At 55.6% G+C, this 19,609-nt stretch carries 15 protein-coding genes; 5 read left to right on the top strand and 10 right to left on the bottom strand.

Features of this window, described 5'->3' with window-relative positions; genetic code table 11:
* Positions 1-19: 19 nt before the first annotated feature.
* Positions 20-3,793 (bottom strand): hypothetical protein, encoded by a 3,774-nt coding sequence (locus tag ACK59Z_RS16695; RefSeq protein ID WP_108190344.1) that lies wholly within the window; start codon positions 3,791-3,793, stop codon positions 20-22.
* Positions 3,794-4,438: 645 nt separating this feature from the next.
* Positions 4,439-4,774: a GrlR family regulatory protein gene (locus ACK59Z_RS16690; RefSeq protein ID WP_108190343.1), complete on the bottom strand. Its 336-nt coding sequence runs from the start codon at positions 4,772-4,774 to the stop codon at positions 4,439-4,441.
* Positions 4,775-5,051: 277 nt separating this feature from the next.
* Here ACK59Z_RS16690 and ACK59Z_RS16685 point away from each other — a divergent pair, with 277 nt between their 5' ends.
* Positions 5,052-5,672 (top strand): tyrosine-type recombinase/integrase, encoded by a 621-nt coding sequence (locus ACK59Z_RS16685; protein WP_409293490.1) that lies wholly within the window; start codon positions 5,052-5,054, stop codon positions 5,670-5,672.
* A 122-nt stretch (positions 5,673-5,794) separates the two neighbouring features.
* Here the strand turns inward: ACK59Z_RS16685 and ACK59Z_RS16680 are convergent, their stop codons facing one another.
* Genes ACK59Z_RS16680 through ACK59Z_RS16670 form a run of 3 tightly spaced genes read right to left on the bottom strand, consistent with a single transcriptional unit; the run spans position 5,795 to position 8,683 of the window.
* Positions 5,795-6,130 carry a hypothetical protein gene (locus ACK59Z_RS16680; RefSeq protein ID WP_409293488.1) on the bottom strand — a complete coding sequence of 112 codons (336 nt, stop codon included), beginning with the start codon at positions 6,128-6,130 and terminating at the stop codon, positions 5,795-5,797.
* The gene (locus ACK59Z_RS16675; RefSeq protein WP_409293486.1) at positions 6,115-7,086 is read right to left on the bottom strand and encodes a chemotaxis protein CheV; all 972 of its coding nucleotides are present in this window, start codon (positions 7,084-7,086) and stop codon (positions 6,115-6,117) included. Before ACK59Z_RS16675 ends, ACK59Z_RS16680 begins: the two co-directional genes overlap by 16 nt.
* 31 nt (positions 7,087-7,117) lie before the next feature.
* A complete protein-coding gene (locus ACK59Z_RS16670; protein ID WP_409293484.1) occupies positions 7,118-8,683 on the bottom strand; it encodes a methyl-accepting chemotaxis protein in 1,566 nt (521 codons plus the stop codon).
* A 481-nt stretch (positions 8,684-9,164) separates the two neighbouring features.
* Here ACK59Z_RS16670 and ACK59Z_RS16665 point away from each other — a divergent pair, with 481 nt between their 5' ends.
* Positions 9,165-12,026, top strand: a complete 2,862-nt coding sequence (locus tag ACK59Z_RS16665; protein WP_409293482.1) for a sensor histidine kinase — start codon at positions 9,165-9,167, stop codon at positions 12,024-12,026.
* On the top strand, positions 12,016-13,140 hold the full coding sequence (locus tag ACK59Z_RS16660) for an HD-GYP domain-containing protein (RefSeq protein WP_409293480.1): 1,125 nt from the start codon (positions 12,016-12,018) through the stop codon (positions 13,138-13,140). Before ACK59Z_RS16665 ends, ACK59Z_RS16660 begins: the two co-directional genes overlap by 11 nt.
* A gap of 246 nt (positions 13,141-13,386) precedes the next feature.
* On the opposite strand, the gene ACK59Z_RS16655 is transcribed toward ACK59Z_RS16660, so the two are convergent.
* From ACK59Z_RS16655 to ACK59Z_RS16645, 3 genes are all read right to left on the bottom strand, one after another.
* Positions 13,387-13,836: a carboxymuconolactone decarboxylase family protein gene (locus ACK59Z_RS16655; RefSeq protein ID WP_409293478.1), complete on the bottom strand. Its 450-nt coding sequence runs from the start codon at positions 13,834-13,836 to the stop codon at positions 13,387-13,389.
* Positions 13,837-13,944: 108 nt separating this feature from the next.
* On the bottom strand, positions 13,945-14,610 hold the full coding sequence (locus ACK59Z_RS16650; protein ID WP_108190604.1) for an FMN-dependent NADH-azoreductase: 666 nt from the start codon (positions 14,608-14,610) through the stop codon (positions 13,945-13,947).
* Between the two features lie 28 nt (positions 14,611-14,638).
* On the bottom strand, positions 14,639-15,121 hold the full coding sequence (locus ACK59Z_RS16645; protein ID WP_108190605.1) for a GNAT family N-acetyltransferase: 483 nt from the start codon (positions 15,119-15,121) through the stop codon (positions 14,639-14,641).
* A gap of 89 nt (positions 15,122-15,210) precedes the next feature.
* Between ACK59Z_RS16645 and ACK59Z_RS16640 the strand changes: the two genes are divergently transcribed.
* Positions 15,211-16,647, top strand: a complete 1,437-nt coding sequence (locus ACK59Z_RS16640) for a PLP-dependent aminotransferase family protein (protein WP_108190606.1) — start codon at positions 15,211-15,213, stop codon at positions 16,645-16,647.
* Here the strand turns inward: ACK59Z_RS16640 and ACK59Z_RS16635 are convergent.
* Positions 16,640-17,119, bottom strand: coding sequence for a carboxymuconolactone decarboxylase family protein (locus ACK59Z_RS16635; RefSeq protein ID WP_108190607.1), 480 nt, complete (start codon positions 17,117-17,119; stop codon positions 16,640-16,642). The two genes, ACK59Z_RS16640 and ACK59Z_RS16635, sit on opposite strands and share 8 nt — an antisense overlap.
* Positions 17,120-17,532: 413 nt before the next feature.
* Positions 17,533-17,913 carry a cupin domain-containing protein gene (locus tag ACK59Z_RS16630; RefSeq protein ID WP_409262696.1) on the bottom strand — a complete coding sequence of 127 codons (381 nt, stop codon included), beginning with the start codon at positions 17,911-17,913 and terminating at the stop codon, positions 17,533-17,535.
* Between the two features lie 110 nt (positions 17,914-18,023).
* Between ACK59Z_RS16630 and ACK59Z_RS16625 the strand changes: the two genes are divergently transcribed.
* The gene (locus ACK59Z_RS16625) at positions 18,024-18,884 is read left to right on the top strand and encodes a LysR family transcriptional regulator (protein ID WP_409293475.1); all 861 of its coding nucleotides are present in this window, start codon (positions 18,024-18,026) and stop codon (positions 18,882-18,884) included.
* Positions 18,885-19,609 lie beyond the last annotated feature (725 nt).

Here is a 19,609-nt window from a genome sequence, read left to right as displayed (position 1 = left end):
TCACGGGGAAATGCACTTACTACGGTAGATTTTGAGACTGATAATGCCGAACAGCGCCGTCCTCGTTAATCAAACGCTCGCCCCTCGTCGCTTCTACCAAGCGAACAAACCAAAACCAGCAATCCTTACGGCCATAAGATACTGCGTCAATAATTTGGAGAACCTCCTCCCGGGAGTAAGCTCTTAGCATGTCCGCTACGTGACGTAGGTCATGCCATTCAGGCGGACACGCTAGGACGCGCTCAAGAAGCCCTTCATGAATGGCACGATGGAGGGGGTTCGCCGTTGCAGCTAGTCGATACAGCAAACTTTTCTGGTCGATATCGCCCGATGTAATACAGCGTTCGAGAGCATCGATAGGAAACAGGCCGAAGCTCTCGGCGAATACTTGTGGAATAAGCTCAGCGAGTGAAGGCACTGCAAGCATGCGATCCAAAAGCGGAGTGCTGTAGGCAGTCACTCCTTTTAACGACTTCAGTACCGCAGCCGCACGATTGTCGTCGAGATGATGCACGACACATTCGATCGCTAATTCTGGCGTAAGGGTTAACAACTCTGGGGTGAAATGATCCTCCCATCGGCTTATCACACTATAAAGTGCGATCCAATCGGGAAAAGGGTGCTCGATACCATCAAGCGCCCTTACACCAATCATTGCACCAGATCTCTTTTGCCAGTCCCGATAAAGCATAAGGGCTTGGCGGAGGTGATACCCTGGAAGTGCGTTGGGTTGCTCCACAATAAATCTTACAATGTGTGGAATTCCCACTGGATAGACTTGCGCAGTAGCGTTGAGTAAATCTTGCATCGCCTTCGGCTGCATTGGGCTGCCCAGCCGACCCCAGATCTCGTCGATGAGAGTAACCGGAGCGCTCGGAAGCCAACGCATGTGGGCAAGTGCAGGGATGTGGTCGATACCCGCGAAGGATGGTGGCAACTGTCTAATCAACTCAGGCAGTATTCCCTCGCGATGACGCGCGATTAGTACCCTCCAGCCTGCTTCATCATGACCTGCGGCAATCCAGGCCCGCGCTGTTTCGTCATCAATTTCGCACGAGAACTCTTTGGCGAGCTTGTGATGATGAGGGGCTCCAGTTACTAAAGCTACGCGCTGAAAGCGAGCTACCCATGGTGAGCCACGTTCCACGACAGCAAAGCCGAGAAGTTCTTGAGCTCTTGGTCTCATGGACGAAAAGCGGGATAGTAGATGACTGAACACGTCGTCATCACCGCAGCCGACGAGCACTCGGTTAAGTTCAATCCACCCGCTGGAATTCAGCTCTACGACAGATTCGACCAAGCGTTCGTATTCGATAGCAATGAATCGAGCCAGGGCTCTGTTGCCGCGTCTTGCTGCAACTGGCCGAAGTAACCAAGCGTGCGAAGCGATGGTAGCGTCAAGATGAGGGCGAACCCATTGCGGTACATCCCCACAGCAGCCAAGCGCGGTTGCGGCCGCCTCTGCCCAACTTATCTGGCCTTGAGCCGCAACTTGCTCTAGCCAAAGACTCCACTCTGGCCCACCACTTTCGGCAATTGCGTTGAGGACGAGACTGCTATTCGGTCCCCCTATCCAGTCGGCGAGTGTGGCCCGCTGAGCATATAGCACTTTTGGGCGGAGGGCTTGCTTCCACTCCGATGGGTACATGCTGGATCGTCCTAGATCAGCGAGTACCTCCAGAGCGGTGCGAAAAAGTTCCGGCCGCCCCCCCTCAAGTGCAGCAATGGCGGCACGATTACGCACAGCCAAGCGAGGATCTGCCAGAGCGTGGGAAAGCGCTTCTGTTAGGACCGGCGTAGGTCGTTCTGCACCGCGGCTTAAGTCGAGCGCAGCGGCCAACACAAAATCTTCCTTAATGGTTGCGTTTACGTCGCCCTCTGCTGCGCGGCCACCCGATTGTATAGCCAGGGCATAGCTCTCACGGGTCCGGAGTGTATCCACTGCTCGCTCGGCGACAGCGTCGGACAGTAGGCCGCGTCCGGTGAGCCAGCTCCAGTAAAGGTCGTGGCAGGGGACTGCCTGACCGCCGCGCTCGAGAATCGTGCCGAGGCTTCTTAGAAGCCTTGCCGGGTCAGTAATTTCAAACTTAGCTGATCGAGTTCGGAGCTCATCCATAAGACGACCAAAAGATCGCGTTCCCGCCAGGGATAAGTCGGCTACGGCACCGGCTAGTGCTTCAGTGAAGCACTCGGGTAGCCCTTGCATAAGGTGCTCATGGAATTGACGCAGGAGGTCGCCAGTCGTCGCAGAGCGCGCGTCCGAAAGAACTTGGATGGCCAAAAGGAGGGGTAGACGCAGCAGGTCAATCACCGGACTTGGTGGAAGCGCTTCGCCTGGTGCTGCGGCTGCGACCGCGCGGGCTACCCGTTCGGGCGGGAGCAGCTCGAGAGTCCACTGCGTAAGGGGACCGTCTTCGATATCCGCGAACTTGGCAGTCGCAATTAAGCGGGCGCTCCGTAAGGCGCGCAGTGCACGTCGCTTCTCGGGTACCTTCACATCGCCCGCGAATTCGGACCAGCTGTCGACGAAAATACAGATTCGTGGGTCTTGAAACAAAGTAGATAATTTGACGCCAGGAGCCGCCTCCTTAACCATCTCCTCTAAGTCGTGCCAGCCTGTCGCTTGTCCTGCCGGGAGATAGAGCGGGATGATCGTGTCGGCTGCGAGTAACTTCTTTGCCGCGTGCCAGAGTGCATGCGTCTTGCCTGAGCCAGGCTGGCCTACGATGAGGTGTTTTTTTTCCGGGAGCCCAATGAGATCTGATAACGACACGCTCATGGGAGTCTTATCGAACGTGATCTCAGTGAGTCGCGGCTCCGCTGAGAATACGTTCACAAGTGCGTTCCGAGCTGTAGACTTGGCTCCAGGAAATAGCAGATCGATCGAAGGCGGTGTGCCAGCCTCAATTAACAACTCCGCTAGGTCGCGTAGCTCGTCAATGGACAGAACAGTGCTTGGCCGTCCGGAGCGCTCACCTAATAAGTCTACAGCGACACTTGACGGAACTGCGATGGAAGTCGCGATCTCCAGACAAGCTTGAAGTTGTGTTCCGTTTAAGCGACGCGGATTCGGCCCGAGCACGCAAGCAACGACATCGCGGAACACAGCATCGTATGCGCGATGTGCCATGTCTGCGGTTGACCGGAGCTGCTGTCGGCGATTCACGATAGCTCGCCGATTGCTCTCTTCAAGAGAGCGCCAATCCAGTGCACCGCATGCAAATACCATTGGACTGAGAAGCTCAACTCTAAGTTGCTCGGCAAGGCTATTTGATACAAAGGTTCGAAGCGCCTCAGAAAGCGTACGCTGAAGAAGAGCTGTGCGCAGCTCCCCAACGTCCCCTCCAGAAGCAGCCGCTTCCCACGCAGTCAGACCAGCCACGCCGGAAGGCAAAGCATCCTTCCGCTCTTGTCCGATGCGCGATGTGGTCAGAAATACAAACCTTACTTCGCGACCAGGATTGCAGGCGCGCAGTCGGTGCAGAGACTCAATTGCGGCTAGCACATCTGGCGAGTTTAACGTCACAGCCCCGGACTCGCGCGTGTCCTTCACCTGCGTGGCCCTCAGAACGTCATCCATCCTGCCTGGCTCACGGAGAAGCTCGGTGAAGTCCTCGGCGACCTCTAGGTAGAGGTCATCGTCTGCCCTCAGTTCCAACCACGCGGCAGCCGAGGCGTGGAGCTGGTAGACATATCCACGAATCGAAGCCGTTGCTTGCCGGATCAAGTCTTCTGGTGGAACGCTCCAAACCTGGGAGGGGTCTCCGAAGACAGAAGTGGGTATGGTCGACATGGGTTTGACTCTAGGTAAAGCAGCGTAGTAGCGGGACGCTGCGTAGTAGCGAATTGGCTAGATACTAAACCAAATATGCGATTGGCTCTCGACTTCGAAACTACATCCCCTAAACGGAGCCAGAGCACACTAGGGACTATGCTGGAGCTGGAAGCCTGTCAGTGTGAGGGTAGTGTTCTGATGAGAACTGTGCGAAGGTTCGTAAGGAAATCGGGGTGAAAACCACTAGGCTAGTTTGTACTAGCTTTAAGCCACCGGCCTTGGCTGACCTGTATTGGACGGTAGCGGCCTTAGGCAGGGTAGACCAAAATTAACAGTAAAGTCTACTCATGGAAAATTTAGGGTAGCAGTATGCCGCGAGTGCCAAACGGGTCGAGCGGACAAGGCCTTATTTAATGGCCCTAGGCGGCCAATGGTGACTGCAGATGAGACTCGAATCCCTAGCCATTCATTCGCTAAGGCGCGATTACTCAAGCCAGCTGAAATTTCGTGAGGGGTTCTAATGGGGCAAATGAGGTACTCATACATAAACTAAGCCGCTCGGTACCAATTGAGCTGTACCCGTGACTTGTGAATAAAGCCCCAAAGTCCATTTTATCCGGCGCTGCAGGGCTTTTAGTGTTAGCACTCCTACGCAGTCGAAGTTTACTCAGCGTCGGCAATTTTCTGGCCGGCGATGGTCATTTTTAGGTGGGGTTGTCCGACAACCACGCCATCCAGCTGTAGCTTCCCTCCTTCGTAGTCCACCGCGCCTTTTGCCTCAAGCACGTAGTTGTCAATGCCAACGACATTGGTGTTCCCTGACTTCCATTTTGAGATCGTGAACTGCGATTGAAATTCGCCTGAATGTGCAGGCACTTTGCCTCGATACAGGTAGTGAGCATCGCCACCATTCGCTGAACCATCCTTCACAACCACGATCCCATCACCGTAGTCGCCTGTATTGGCTTTGAACTTGACGTAAAAAATGCCTTGAGACATCACATGCTCCAACTTCGGATTGAAAAGTCAGAATAGGATCCAATCCCCATCTCGCAAGGGCTAAGTTGTAACAAATTGCGTTAGGTGGTTGTGAGCGGCTTTGAGCCGCCGTTAGATTTGTCGATACCTTTGAGCGGCTGCTTTGGGTCGAAAACGGTCATTCGCGACCGGCAGCTATCGACCCATTGCGGTCGTTTGTGAAAGGTAACAAACGCCGGTTAGCGACCGTCCATCGTATCGAGTTCATCCTGTTCTCCCTTAACGCGGAGGACAACCCATGAAAACCGCTGCTACCTACACTCATCGCCCATGGAACAAGGGAAAGCTAGTCGGGCAGAAAGCCCCGCTCCGACTCAGAGATATCTGGGCCATCCGGGTAAGGCTCCAGATCGCGGAGAAATCTAGGGATCTGGCGTTGTTCAACTTGGCCATCGACAGCAAGCTGCGAGCCTGCGACTTAACTAAGCTTCGTGTACGGGACGTAGCCCATGGAGAGCATGTGTCGTCACGAGCGATCATGATGCAGCAGAAAACTCAACATCCGGTGCAATTTGAGATCACCGAGCAAACCCGTATGGCTTTGGAAACCTGGATGCATCAGGCTCACCTCCGTAGCGAGGACTGTCTGTTTCCGAGTCGGCTACACGGTTCAGATCATCTCTCCACCAGACAATACGCTCGAATAGTGAAAGCCTGGGTGACAGCCATTGGCCTTGACCCAGCCATGTACGGCACTCACACGCTGCGGCGAACGAAGGCCTCCTTGATCTATCGTAGAACAAAGAATCTAAGGGCAGTCCAACTCCTGCTTGGCCACACGAAGCTTGAAAGCACCGTCAGATATCTAGGCATTGAGGTCGACGATGCCTTGGAGATGGCAGAACAGACTGAGGCCTGACCATCCAAAGCGACGGTCGAGATCAGACCGTCGCTGCACTCTCAATACTTAGTCTGAGACTTGCAGGAGTGGAGATTGGATTACTGCGAACGCTTTAGCCTCCCCTTACATGGTCGCCCGAACTACAATTTGATTGGTCTTGGTGTAGTTACCAATGAACAATAATCAGCCCACTCCATCTCGAGCATGTTTGCAAGTTGGCCATGGGCAGCCAGCAGCGCACTGCTGAACTGTTCGACGCTTCGAGAGGCGCAAATGACCTCCAGCTCCCACTGAGCAATATGCAATTGACGCGCTACCTGAATCATGCGTTCATCCCGGTGAGCTGAAGGGGTGAGGACGTCATCCATAAGGCGCTCAAGCTTGTTCAGCCCATAGTTGTGCGCAACCATGGCGGCCAACTGGCACGCGACATCTGGACAGTTTGGAGCACGGACGTCTTTCAGAAACTCGAACATGGCTGACGTGCCTCTTTGAACGAATGCTGTGAAGCGGATTTCCGTATGCGGTCCATTACCAAACCTGCCAGCTCGTCAGGACGAAACTTGGCGAGAAACTGGTCCGCGCCGACTTTTTTCACCATGCTCTCATTGAACGCGCCGGATAGGGAGGTGTGCAGCACGATGTGCAAGCTCGATAAATACGGGTCGGAGCGAACCTCGGCGGTAAGTGTGTAACCATCCATCTCCGGCATTTCGATGTCAGAGATCATCATCAACAGGTCCTCGGGCTGTTGGTTGCCGTCCTTGAGCATCTCTTTTAGCAGTGAAAGGGCTTGGCGGCCGTCATTGCAGGTCAATACCTGTACCCCCACTGCCTGCAGGCAGCGGCTGACCTGCCGTCGAGCCACCGAAGAATCATCGACGATCAGGACCCGAAACCGGCTCGCCTGCTGCCGAATGTCTTCATCAATGCTGCCATCGCTAAGGTACTCCGGTACAGATGAAACCTCGTTGAGCACTTTCTCCACATCGATGATCTCGACCAGCTCACCATCCATATTGGTTACGGCAGTCAGGTAATTATGCCGGCCACTACCACGGGGGGGAGGATGAATGCCTTCCCAGTTCAGATTGACGATGTGTTCGACGGAGCTGACCAGAAAGCCCTGCGTGCGGCCGTTGTACTCGGTGATGATCACGTAGGCATTCTCGCGGTCACGCAGCGCTAGCAGTCCAGTGGCCTGCGCAAGGTCAAGGATCGATATTGACTTGCCGCGGACATTCGCTACGCCGCATACCACGTGGTGGGAGCCAGGCAAGTGAGACATTGGCGGGCATTTAAGAATTTCTCGCACCTTGAACACATTGATACCGTAGAGCTGCTTGTCGTCAAAACGAAACAGCAATAGCTCCAGGCGGTTTTTACCAGCCAGTTGCGTCCGGCTGTCGACGGTTTCCAATAGACCAGCCATTTTTCACCTCGTGGATGCAGCTGGGTGTGGGTCAGCCGTTGAAGCGGGTGACCAATGCGTTGAGTGCGTGCGCCGTGTTCTCCAGGTCCCCGCCTAACGCGCAGGAGTTCTCAGCGATATCGGCGTTCTGGTCCGAGACCTGTGCAATGCTGGTGATCTGTCGGGAGATTTCTTCCGCGACGTGGGCTTGCTCTTCGGAGGCAGTGGCCATTTGCTGGCTCATCTCGTGAATACGACCGACTGCAGTGTTGATACCGTCTAACGCCTGCTGGGTGCTGATCACCTGTGCAACCCCATTGACGGCCTCACCGCTGCCCTGACGTGCGACTGTGACCGCCTGGTTGGCCACATCTTGAAGGGTCTGGATAATGCGTTGGATGGTTTGCGTTGACTCTTGGGTTTTGGACGCAAGCGCCCGTACCTCATCGGCAACCACGGCAAACCCCCGTCCTTGTTCGCCTGCCCGAGCGGCTTCGATCGCAGCGTTGAGTGCGAGCAAGTTGGTCTGTTCGGCGATCGATCGAATCATGTTTGCCGCTTGCTGGATGGTCTGGGTTTCATTGGCCAAGCCTTCCACCGAGTGGCTTACTGCTTCCACCGTATCAGCCAGCTTCTCAATCACATTGCGGGTTTTTTGGGCTTCCTGCGAACCGGTTTGGGTGAGCAGATTGACTTCATCTGCTGCTTTGGCAGTGTGATTGATATGCACTGCTACTTCGGCAATAGACATCGCCATCTGGTTCATGGCAGTGGCAGCCATGTCGGCTTCATCACGTTGTTTGGTCAAGGCTTGCTCTGACTGACGCGACAGCGACTGGCTCTGTGTGGCGAGGGCAGCGGTCTGGTTGGCAAAGTCGCCTAACCGGCTCAAGGCGGTGCGGATCTTGGCCTGCTCGCTGATCAGGATCATCTGCAATTGCCCGGCCATGCCACGCTCGTCGGTGTAGGTCCGGGCGATCAGCTCACTGTCGAAGCTGCCTGCAGAGACACTGCGAATACTGTTGAGGGTCCTGCGGGTCAACACTTCGGCAAGTCCTTGCAAGGCAAACATCCCGATTGCAGCAGTGAGCGCGCCTGGTATTGTGCCTGCCAGTTCGAAAACCCCTGCGCTGGCTGCAGCAACCAGTGCCGGCGGTAATATCATTCGAACCCAGAAGCCGACACGCTCGCGTACAGGTCGGCTTTGCTTGTTGTCTTTGAGCCTGGCGTATAAATGAATCGCTCGTTGCACCTGCTCCCGATCAGGCTTTACCCGAACCGACTCATAGCCGGTGAGTACACCCTGAGCGAATATCGGCGTGACGTAGGCGTTGACCCAGTAATGATCGCCGTTGCTACAGCGGTTTTTCACCACCCCCATCCAGCTTTTGCCGTCCTTGAGATAGGACCACATGTGGGCAAAAACTGCACTGGGCATATCAGGGTGGCGGACGATGTTGTGAGGGCTACCGAGCAGTTGCTCGCGTGTATAACCGCTTACCGCCACGAACTCGTCATTGCAGTACGTCAGTTTGCCGTGCAAATCGGTAGCGGAGATCAGACGCTGGCCTGCTGAGAATTCGAGTTCTTTCTGGGTGACCGGAAGGTTATTTCGCATGATGCAGCCTCTGTGAACGCACTAGGCAATTTCTTGTAATGCTTATCCATTAGCTCAATTGCGCGTCCTGCAGTTTTCGCGAGCGGGTCGGTGAGGGTCTGAGTGATGGCACCTGCATGGGAGGGTTGATGAATTGGAGGCTAATTGATGGCCTTATGATGTCAATCGAGCCGAGGGAAAAATCTTGTTACACATGCTTGGATTCTTACGTTTCGTTGAGCTGAGTCAGTATTTAGCGGGCTAATCATTGGTAAGGGCGACCCATCATCATCCGAGAGGTAAAAGCAGCCGGTAGCTGGTGTGATTTGCAAATGAATGTTATTTGCCGTGGCTCTAATACAGCCAATTGATGGTTGGCAATGTTTGAAAACTTTCTAAAATTAACCGACGAAGGGAGTTTGTATTTCTGGCTCATTGGCTATAAAAACAGTGGTGGCGAATAGCTACTAATGTTCATGTCAACGGGCATGCAGGAGGCGAAATGAGCAAGGCCCCTGGTCGGATTGTGTTACGCCAGTGGATGTGGCGAGCGTTCTTGCGCAGCGCGCTAATTCCCCTGATTCTCGTTGAGACGGTACTGATAGGCTGCTACTTGTTCACCAACCAGGCTATCCGGGATGCCCAGCTGGGCTATCTTGACCGCAGTGCCAGCCAGAGCCTGGCTGCGAGTGCAGAGCAGAATGCGCGCATAATCGAGAACCAGTTGAAACATGTCGGTGATACCGCAAGCTTGCTTGCCCGGCTCACCGCACTTGTCTTGGAACAACCGCCAGCAGTTTCCACGGAAACCTTGGCAGTATCCCCGCAAGGCGTTCGGTTCAGCCCCGCAGACCGGGGCGGTGCAGCGTCTTTCTACTCCTCGGTTACGCCCCTGGATCAGCAGGACCTTGATAAGGTCCACCGTCTAGCATCCCTCGATCCCATGCTCAAGGAAATAAAGAATCACGATGCAACCATTGCCAGCCTGTATTTCAACAGCTGGGACAGCTATAACCGCATTTATCCGTGGTTCCGCACTGAGGAGCAGTACCCGCATGACATGCGCATCCCGGACTTCAACTTCTACTACCTGGCTGATCTGGCGCACAACCCGGAGCGCAGCACCCGCTGGACCGAGGTTTACCTAGACCCGGCAGGCCATGGCTGGATGATGTCGGCAGTGGCACCTGTTTACGCCGGGGATTTTCTGGAAGGCGTAGTGGGTCTCGATGTGACCATTGGCGGAATTTTGCCACAGCTTGAAGAATTGAAAGTGCCTTGGGACGGCTACCTGCTGCTCGTAGGGCGTGATGGGACGATCATGGCCATGCCCAAGAAGTCCGAGCACGATTTCGATCTTCAGGAACTGATCGATGTCCCGGCCCAGAGCAAGCTCAGTAGCGAGCACTTCAAACCGCAGAACTTCAACTTGATGTCGCGGGACGATACCCGGCAATTGGCGGCCCGGTTGAGCGAGGGCCGCTCCGGCAGTATGCAATTGCCGTTGAAAGGGCGTGAGCATCTTGTAGCTTGGAGCGCGATCAGCAATACCGGATGGCACTTGTTGGCTGTGGTCGACAAAGAAAGTGTCATGAGCGCTACCAATGAGCTGGCTGCCCATTACCGCACGATTGGCTATCTCATGATTGGCGGCCTGGTCGTATTTTATTTGGCCTACTTCAGTGTGTTGTGGGTGCGTTCGCGAAGGCTGAGTGAGCGCTTGCGCGAAACCATTGCTGATATCCGCTCAATGCTCAGAGAGATCGGGCGAGGGCATTGGCAGCCAGCGCGGGCCCGATCGCAAATCCAGGAGCTGGATCAAATGGCCGGCGATGTACTGACCATGGGAGGGCAATTAGCGACCAGCGATTTGCATCGACGGATGGCCCAGCAGCGGCTGATGCTGATCATGGACTACCCCACCTCGGGAATGTGGGAGTTCCATCTGGATGATGACTGTCTGAGCCTGCATGGCGGGTTGTGCAAGCGTCTGGGCTGGACAAGCAACAATATTTCCAGAGAAGCGTTTCTGGAGAAACTTGACGCGCAAAGTGCGGGGCAATTCCAAGGGGTGCTCGATCGCCTGCGCTCAGGGATTCAGCAGCGTATCGAGGTGGAGTTGAGAGTACGCAAGGGCGATGGCAGCGCATTATGGCTATTGTGCCAAGGTCAGATGCTGGACGTCTCGTTCGACGCGGGTCGAACAGCGCTCGGCACCTTGGTCGATATCGACATGCTCAAACTGGTCGAGGCGGATCTCAAGGAGCGAACACATCAAGCGCAAGCTGCGAACCAGGCGAAGTCCCGGTTTATCTCCAGTATCAGCCACGAACTACGCACTCCTCTTAACGCCATTCATGGCTTCGGCCAGCTGTTGCAACTGCAAGTGCAGGATGCTGTTGCCAAAGATCAGGCCCAAGAGATTCTAGCTGCGAGCAGCCACCTGACTACCTTGGTCGACGACTTGCTGGACTGGTCGAGTCTGCAGGCAGAACCGCAGCACCTCAGCCTAGTATCGGTTCAGGTCGCCAGTTTGCTGGAGCACTGTTCTGAGATGATGGCACCCCAGGCTATGGCAGCAGGGCTGGAGCTGCGGCTCTGTCCAGTGCCCAGGGACTGTTGGGTGCATTCGGAGCCCAGACGTCTGCGCCAGGTAATGTTGAACTTGCTTTCCAACGCCATCAAGTACAACCGACCCGGAGGCAAGTTGCTGGTCGGCGCTGAGTTGCTCTCTGGTGTTGTGCGCCTGTATGTCGAGGACGGTGGCATGGGTATCGAGCCTGAACTGCAAGCAGAACTGTTCGAGCCGTTCCAACGTTTGGGCAAGGAAAACACTTCGATTCAGGGCACCGGTATCGGGCTGGCGCTGTGCCGTGAGCTGGCGGGCCTCATGGGTGGCTCAATGGGGCTGCGCAGCACACCGGGTGAGGGCAGCCGCTTCTGGATCGAATTGCTCGACGCCACACAGCTTGAGTGCCCCGAGGAAGTGAGTGATCCGCTCGTGTTTTATGCTGGTAGTGATGTCGACATCATCACGCAACTGCCAGATTCGTTGAGCGGTGAGACCCGCTTCGAGCATGGCACGCTAGATGAGTGCCTGATTCAGGCACGCGAACAGGGTGCCCCCAATGTGCTGCTGCTTGACTGTGATGGGGACGAGGCACCAGCACTTGGGGCGTTGGGACGAATCCGTCGCACTGCTGGTGCGGAATTCATGTCACTGGTGCTGATCGGCAGCCAGCCGCGCAAGCTGGCGTTGCTGGGCGTTGAGTTTCAGGGAGTTCTTGCCAAGCCTGTGGCCCGGGAAGAACTTGCCGAATTGCTCAGGGCATTATTGGAAAAGGAGTCCACCGATGTTCACTGATATTCCTGACGATGTGCGCATTGTCGTGATAGACGACGTTAGCGCCAACTTGCGTTTACTGGCCTCGAGCCTGAAAGCCTTTGGTTTGACAAATGTGGTGTCATTCTCGGAGTCGGCAACTGGGCTGCAATGGTTGATCGAAAACTCATGGGACCTCTTGCTGCTGGATCTGGATATGCCCGAGCCGAATGGCTTTCAGATTCTCGAACGCCTGAAGGAGCGGGACCGTTCTCGTCAACCAGTGATCATCCTCACCGCATTGACCGACCCGGTTAGCCGACGCAAAGGGCTGGAATTAGGTGCCAATGACTACCTGTCCAAGCCTTTGGACCTGCCTGAACTGGTATTGAGGGTTCGCAATTGCTTGCGTTTGGCTCAGGCGACGCGCAGCTTGCAGGAAGCTAATCTGAATCTGGAGTTGCAAGTATTGCAGCGTACCGCGCAGTTGCAGACCAGCTACTGTGCTGCCATTGGTGCGCTGGGCAGGGCGGCAAGCTATCGGGATAACGAAACCGGCGATCACATTCAGCGTATCGGTAATTCAGCCGCGTTGATCGCACACGCGATTGGGCAACCTATCAGTTGGTGCGAGCGTCTAAGAATGGCGGCGCCAATGCATGACCTAGGTAAAATAGGCATCCCAGACCACATCCTACTAAAGGAAGGGCCCCTGACAGCGGAAGAGCGGCAAGTGATCATGGAACATCCGGGCATCGGTTACAGCATATTGCATAACGAGACCATGGATGAGTTGACCGAAATGGCGGCGCAAATCGCTTACTGCCATCACGAAAAATGGGATGGTTCAGGCTACCCGCGTGGCCTGAGCGGCGAGGCTATCCCCCTTGCTGCCAGGATTGTTGCCCTGTGTGATGTCTATGACGCGTTGCGTATATCCCGCCCGTACAAAGCAGCTTGGAGCGTAATGCGAGCACAGGCATTCATCAGGGAGCAATCTGGTCGGCATTTCGATCCCAATCTGGTCGAGGCCATACAGGGATGTTTTGAGCAAATTGAGAAGTACTTTGAACAGTCCAAAATAATTTCGGATGCGCCCAAAAGGGAAGAGCTTCACAGTAAGCAAGGGCAGTCTCGTGCGGCTGGGTCTGATTAAGTGAACCTCAGTAAAACATCAGCGTTGTAATTGCTTGTTAGTAAGCGCGGATGAAATGCAACTGAGGTTCACTCCACCATCGGGCATTTGACTGCTATGGGTCAATAGCGGCCATTCGCGACTGGCTGCTTCCGACCCATAGTGGTCGCTCGGAAAGGGCAGCAATTGGCCTGGAGCAGACGGTATGCGATAGGAGCAAGGTGCAGTCTCCGAAGTATTACCTCTCCAGGCCGAGTCACTAGGTCATCAAGCCCTAGCCGCAGGTTTGAGTCGGAAGCTGACGCCCATACGGTTGAACGCATTCATCGCGGCAATGGCCGCTGTCAGGTCAACAAGATCCTTTTCTGCAAACATCGCCGATGCGGCTGCATAAGCTTCGTCGGATACCTGTGTCTCGCTTACCTTGGTGACTTCTTCCGCCCAAGCCAGTGCTGAGCGCTCCTGATCCGAGAACAAATATTGCGCTTCATGCCATACCGGCACTAACAGCACCTTGTCCACTGACATACCTGCTTTGATCAGATCGCGTGAGTGGAGATCAATGCAATGAGCGCAGCCGTTGATTTGAGACACCCTGAGAAACACAAGTTGGATCAACGAGGCTGGCAAATTTGTCGCGGTGGTCACGAAATGATGCAGGCCGCCGAGGGACTTAGCTGCACCAGGTGAAGCTTCAAACCAATTGAGACGATTCATGATTTTTTCCTTTGTATGAACGATGAAGAGCGTGGCCGCTTGTTCGCATACGGCACAGTTGAGATACAAACCTAAGCGCTGGAGTAGATGTCGGCCTTGAAGCGGACTTTAGACTTGACCTACTCGACAGCTATGCCTACCAAAGAACGCCTGCACATCACCGTACCCTGTTGCCCTTCCAGTACTCAGTGACTCCCCCCCCTTGGCGGTACCCTCAACGGTGAAATAATGCACCTGAGTGAGACCAATGGTGGCGAGGACGGCCGACAGATAGGGGCGCAGAAAGTCCGGTTGACGGGCCTGTGGACCGCTGATGTGGCCCCCGCTAGCGATTGCGACGTAGACCGGACGATCCGTCAGCTTTCCGACTTTACCTTTGGCGGTGCCAATAAAGGTTTTACCCACGCGTACCACCTGGTCGATCCACATCTTGAGTGGGGCGGGCACGCTGTAGTTGTGCATCGGCGTGGCAATCAGCAGTACGTCGCATGCTTGCAGGTGGTCGATCAATTCGTTGGAACGGCTCAACGTACTGTCCCGCCCGCTTACCGTGACTATGCGCTGATTGGCTAATGCCTGGGCGTAAGGCGCATCGACGGGTGCCAAGGCGTTGAGATCTAGATCGGTCAACTGGATACCCCTTCTGCCGGCCTCGGTGGCCAAGCCAAACAGGATCTGCTGGGACAGCTTCAGACTTTCCGAATGGTTTGCGTTGGGGCTGGCGACCAGGCGAAGAACGCGCAAAGGAGCAAGTAGCGGTCGGGACGATGTCATGATGTTTGCCTCCTTGGATGTGTGCGGGTTATGGCGTATCGAACTGTTTTTGAAAGCGCATTGCCCCAGTCAACAGGCCTTCACGGAAGTAGAAACGTTGCGCTCGAGCGTTGGCCAAACCTGTGTCGAGCACCAGGCGCGCACAGCCGCTGGCGCGGGCCAGTCGCTCCAAGGCTTGCAACAAGCGCGTCCCCCACTGGCCACCCCGATGAGCCTCGGCAGTGACAAGGTCATCGACATACAGGAATGCGCCGTAGACCAGGTTTTCCTGTAGACGGTAGCCAGCCAATGCCACAAGGACGCCTGAGTCATACGCGCCAATGAGGTGATAGCCTTCAACACGCATACGCTCGATGCGGCTGGTGAAGTCGGCTTCGCTGGTCAGATGAGGGCGCAATTGCTGCATTACCGGGAATGCGCCGCACAGGTCATGGATGTTGTCCAGGGGACGCAGGGCCGTGTCGGCCAGGTCGAGCACGCTGGGTATGAAGTTGGTCAACGTAGATGTCATGGGATTGGCCTCATGCGTAAGTGATGGCGCTATATTGGACTATCATTGGCCTACTTGATTGAGCCAAGAAATGGGATACGAACTAGTCCATGATGACTTCGCCAAAACCGCCTTTCGCCCCCTTGGAAGAGCAGTCCGCGCTGCCTCTGTATCGCCAACTCTACGACCGCGTGCTGGCCGCCATTACCGCCGGCACGTTGTCCGCCGGTGACCGCTTGCCGTCGGCGCGCGCCATGGCCAAGGAGCTGGGTGTGGCCCGTGGGACCGTCGAACTGGCCTATTCACTGCTAGCCAGCGAGGGCTACCTCCTTGCGCTCGGGCAGAAAGGCACCGTGATCAATCCTGAACTGCAGAAGCCCGGGTTGGCGGCCAGCACAGCACCCGTCAGCAGCCGGGTGATCGAAGACTCCCCTGATTCGCTCTGGCGTCCACCGCAGCTGTTGCCATTCCAGATGGGGGTGCCGGCGCTGGATGCTTTTCCGCGCAAGATATGGGCGCGTCTGGGCGCCCGGTATCTACGCGGGATGCGTCTGGGAGATCTGGACTATCCGGCACCCCACGGCCTGCCAGCGTTGCGCAGCGCCATCGCCTCGTATCTTCAGGTATCCCGAGGCATCGATTGCGGTGCCCACCAGGTGTTTATCACCAGCGGTTGGCGCAATAGCCTGACGTTGATCGCGCATACCTTGTTGCAGCCAGGGGCGCGAGCCTGGGTGGAAGACCCGGGCTATCCCCCCACGCGCCAAGTGCTTCGCCAATTCGGACTGGAGCTGGAAGCGGTGCCGGTTGATGCCGATGGCATGAATGTAGAGCATGCCATCGCGGGGGGCCGGGCTACGCAGGTCGCCATGGTGACACCGGGGCATCAGAGCCCGCTGTCGATGGCACTGTCGTTGCCACGCCGACAACTGCTATTGGATTGGGCTGCCCGCACCGGGGGGTGGATTGTCGAGGACGACTACGACGGCGAGTATCGCTACGTCAGCCGTCCACTCCCAGCGCTGGCCAGCTTGGATCGCCATGGACGCGTGCTGTATGCCGGCACCTTCAGTAAGGTGCTGTTTCCCAGCCTTCGCCTGGCTTATCTGGTGGTGCCGCAGGCGCAGGTGGCAGCGTTCGAGCGCGTCGGCCGGGCCTTGTTCGCTGCCGGGTCACCGTCAATTACCCAGGCCATGGTGGCGGAGTTCGTTGCCGAAGGACACTTTGCCCGGCATATCCAACGCATGCGCCGCATCTACAACGAGCGACGGGCATTGACCATCGAAGCACTGGAGCGAAGTTTGCCGCAGGGTCTGCAGGTGGAGCGCTCGCCGGGCGGCATGCACGTGGTACTGCGTTTGCCGAAGGACGTAAACGACACCGCCCTGGCCGAGCAGTTGCTGGGCAGGGGCATGTCGGTACAGGCGTTGTCGCGCTGGGCTGCCTCGTCGCAGCGTCAGTCGGGTCTGCTCCTGAGCTTTACCAACTGCGCCTCGGCTGCTCCTGGCGAGCAGCTTGGCGCAGTGATCAGCACGTTACTCAGTTGAGGTTGGCCTTGCTCAGGCCGAACAGTTCATCGGATGAGCCCGGGATGGCCTGGAAAGCTACGTTGAGGCGGTTCCAGCCGTTGATGGCGACGATCAGGAACGACAGATCCGACAGTTCGTGCTCGGAAAACTGCTCGCGCACACGCGCATAGAGGCTGTCGGAGATACCATGAGGCGATAACTGGGTCAGGGCTTCGGTCCACTCCAGCGCCGCTTGCTCTACGGGCGTAAACAGCTGCGACTCACGCCAGACGGCGACGTGGTGAAGACGCAGCTCGCGCTCGCCATGGATCTTCGCCTCTTTCACATGCATATCCACGCAGAACGCACAGCCGTTGAGCTGCGAAGCCCGCAACATGATCAGGTGGGCAAGATCGACCATCAACGGCTTCTTGCTCAGTTGCAGGGTCAACTCCACCAGTTTGTTGGACGCTTGGGGAGACAGCTTGAAGTAATCAAGGCGGTTGTTCATGGGCAGGTACTCGCAGTGGGTTAGTGTGCGTTGGAGCCCACTCTAGCCACGCTCGGACTAACCACACAGAGCCAAGATGGTGATTTCGAACTAGACCATGCCTGTAGCGAAGTGCACCATGATGATCCCGTCGAGCAGTAGAGTCAGAGAGGCGCTACAGGCCTCTTGCTGCTCTTTCGCGGACGGCAGCTTTGGGTCGATTGCGGTCAGTCGCGACCGGCTGCCTTCGACCCAGAGCGGCCTTTGCCGAGGCCTAAGAACGGTCATAGTCGCCATGCGCGTTCACCGAAGACTCGCTTCCGCGGGTAGGCAGCCAGAAGTCGAAATGGTTACCCAGCATGATTGAATGCACCCAGCTAAGATCTGACTATGCATCTTAATCTCGAACGCGAAAACGTGGCCGCTGTATTGGATCAGGTTGGATACAACTGATCATCTATCGAGACTGTAAGTGGCGAATGTACTCCGCCGGTATGGAGTGTGGTATCAGTTTCAATAATCATCACCGCACATTCATCCTCGGCGATCGGCTTGTGTCGCATCTGCTTGGGAATTACGCAAAACTCTCCTGCGTTCAAGACAATGGTGCGATCTTCGAGCTGAATACGAAGCGTGCCATAGATCACTGAAAACATCTCGTCCTCATGTTCGTGAGCATGCCAAACGAATTCTCCTTTCAGTTTTGCAATTTTGACGAATTGATTATTGACGCGACCAAGGACTCGCGGCTTCCAGTATTCTCTGAGCGCATCCAGTTCATTTCGTAGGTTAATGCTATCTAAAGTGTTTATCATACTCTTGCTTCTGCCTGTTAGTCAGTCTGAGCCCTGCAATCTAAAGAAAAGCGTGAGTTCTGAGTAGCGACGAATTACAATACCGGCATTAACGTTGCTAATGGCCTGATATGAATAAAACTCACAACCTTGATCTGGCGCTGCTCAGAGCCTTTGTCGAGGTGGCGGATACGGGGAGCATGAGCGTTGCGTCAGTCAATCTACATCTGACTCAAGGAGCTGTGAGCCAGCGAATCAAGCGCCTGGAGGCATTTCTCGGCTGTCAGTTATTACTGCGTGACACACAGGGCAGTCGTTTGACCTCGATAGGAACATCGCTGCTGCCAGATGCCCGTCGCCTGTTGCGGATACATGACGCCTTCTGTACATCCATTGGCGGTAGGGAAACAGCCGCCTTGGTGCGCCTAGGGCTCCCTTTCGATATGGCCGGAGCCCCGCTTGCCCCCTTACTCAAAGCTTTTAGTACTGTCTTTCCGAGGGTAGAGGTAAAGATTTTCAGCGCTTCCTCGACGGATCTCGACCAAGCGTTCAGCAATGGAAAACTCGATCTGGTACTCAGTCAGGGCCCGGTCGACGTCGAATTGGGCGAAAGGGTGGCTGTGGATCAATTGGTATGGTTGGGCAACGAGGCGACAGCAGCACAGCGGCCGTTGGCGCTGTGCTTCCTGACCGCGAATTGTGCCTTTCGTGATACCGTTTTTCAGCGTCTCGGCGAAGAAGGTATCGTCGGAAAGATGGTGTTCGAAAATACATCAGCCGATACCACATTGACCATGGTTCGCAATGGGCTTGCAGTTACACCTTGGCTGCGGAGTCTCGCGCCTGAAGATATCATCCTGTCATTAGCAGATTGTGGGCTACCGACACTGCCCGAGTTCGCGGTGCGACTCCAGTCGGTGGATCATGCCAATCGTCCTATTTCTGGTCTTGCGGACCTAATCAGGGATCATTTCAAGCGCTCAGACATCTAGCTCCGAATTAATTGAAGTCTTTACCTAAAGCGGCCCATTGGGTCTAGGCAAGCACAACAGCGGCAAGCTGGCCTTCAACCGACACGTTATGAGCGGTCATTTGTAAACGACTATTTTTGAACTATCGCTTCCAATCGCCTTCGGCAGCTTCGGGTCGACAGCGGACTGTGGGAGGTGGGTGTAGCTGACGACCCAGGACGGATCTTGGTTGGCTGAACGCCTGGATGGGGGAATAAAGCTGTCTAAAACCGCCCGAAAGCGTCTCGGTTTTATTGGGCCAAAGTCGCTGAAACTGGCTGAACCCTATTAGACAGGCCAGATGCTCAGGCCGCTTGCGGTGCGGTCTGAGGCTAGATACCCACGCTACTGCTGCATTGCCGGGATGTGCTGGATGGACGTACAGCCGGCGCGTACCAATTTTTGTACCAATAGTGGGATGCAGTTCAGCGAAAGGTCCCGGTATTGAGGTTCTCGCCTGTGTCCGGTGATCTGATATAAAACCTTTCTGGACAGGGTAAGCGCACACTTGATGTAGCTCAGAGCTTCTGAGCATTGAGAGGTGCGTATGACCATAGATAGGGATGGAATGGATTGTGATCAGCAGGTTAGCAGGCCGGCTGAAAACAATGGTCCGCCAGGCGGTCAAGACTCGGAAGGTAAAAGGGAGCAGCCCGAGGAACGCGACGATTCCGCACATAATCGGCCCTTTCGAGGCAGGCAGAGAT

Origin of the sequence: Pseudomonas sp. KCJK9058, assembly GCF_046230975.1 — a bacterium.
Taxonomy (GTDB): Bacteria; Pseudomonadota; Gammaproteobacteria; order Pseudomonadales; family Pseudomonadaceae; genus Aquipseudomonas; species Aquipseudomonas alloputida.
The sequence above is the reverse complement of the archived record's forward strand: the minus strand, read 5'-3'. Positions and strand labels throughout refer to the sequence as shown.

What these genes read in the sequence shown, in the direction of transcription:
- ACK59Z_RS16680 (WP_409293488.1), bottom strand. Translation starts at nt 6,130, where the DNA reads ATGTTCGAGTTTCTGAAAGACGTCCGTGCTCCAAACTGTCCAGATGTC.
- ACK59Z_RS16655 (WP_409293478.1), bottom strand. Translation starts at nt 13,836, where the DNA reads ATGAATCGTCTCAATTGGTTTGAAGCTTCACCTGGTGCAGCTAAGTCC.
- ACK59Z_RS16660 (WP_409293480.1), top strand. Translation starts at nt 12,016, where the DNA reads ATGTTCACTGATATTCCTGACGATGTGCGCATTGTCGTGATAGACGAC.
- ACK59Z_RS16690 (WP_108190343.1), bottom strand. Translation starts at nt 4,774, where the DNA reads ATGTCTCAAGGCATTTTTTACGTCAAGTTCAAAGCCAATACAGGCGAC.
- ACK59Z_RS16685 (WP_409293490.1), top strand. Translation starts at nt 5,052, where the DNA reads ATGAAAACCGCTGCTACCTACACTCATCGCCCATGGAACAAGGGAAAG.
- ACK59Z_RS16630 (WP_409262696.1), bottom strand. Translation starts at nt 17,913, where the DNA reads ATGATAAACACTTTAGATAGCATTAACCTACGAAATGAACTGGATGCG.
- ACK59Z_RS16645 (WP_108190605.1), bottom strand. Translation starts at nt 15,121, where the DNA reads ATGACATCTACGTTGACCAACTTCATACCCAGCGTGCTCGACCTGGCC.
- ACK59Z_RS16650 (WP_108190604.1), bottom strand. Translation starts at nt 14,610, where the DNA reads ATGACATCGTCCCGACCGCTACTTGCTCCTTTGCGCGTTCTTCGCCTG.
- ACK59Z_RS16635 (WP_108190607.1), bottom strand. Translation starts at nt 17,119, where the DNA reads ATGAACAACCGCCTTGATTACTTCAAGCTGTCTCCCCAAGCGTCCAAC.
- ACK59Z_RS16670 (WP_409293484.1), bottom strand. Translation starts at nt 8,683, where the DNA reads ATGCGAAATAACCTTCCGGTCACCCAGAAAGAACTCGAATTCTCAGCA.
- ACK59Z_RS16695 (WP_108190344.1), bottom strand. Translation starts at nt 3,793, where the DNA reads ATGTCGACCATACCCACTTCTGTCTTCGGAGACCCCTCCCAGGTTTGG.
- ACK59Z_RS16675 (WP_409293486.1), bottom strand. Translation starts at nt 7,086, where the DNA reads ATGGCTGGTCTATTGGAAACCGTCGACAGCCGGACGCAACTGGCTGGT.
- ACK59Z_RS16665 (WP_409293482.1), top strand. Translation starts at nt 9,165, where the DNA reads ATGAGCAAGGCCCCTGGTCGGATTGTGTTACGCCAGTGGATGTGGCGA.
- ACK59Z_RS16625 (WP_409293475.1), top strand. Translation starts at nt 18,024, where the DNA reads ATGAATAAAACTCACAACCTTGATCTGGCGCTGCTCAGAGCCTTTGTC.
- ACK59Z_RS16640 (WP_108190606.1), top strand. Translation starts at nt 15,211, where the DNA reads ATGATGACTTCGCCAAAACCGCCTTTCGCCCCCTTGGAAGAGCAGTCC.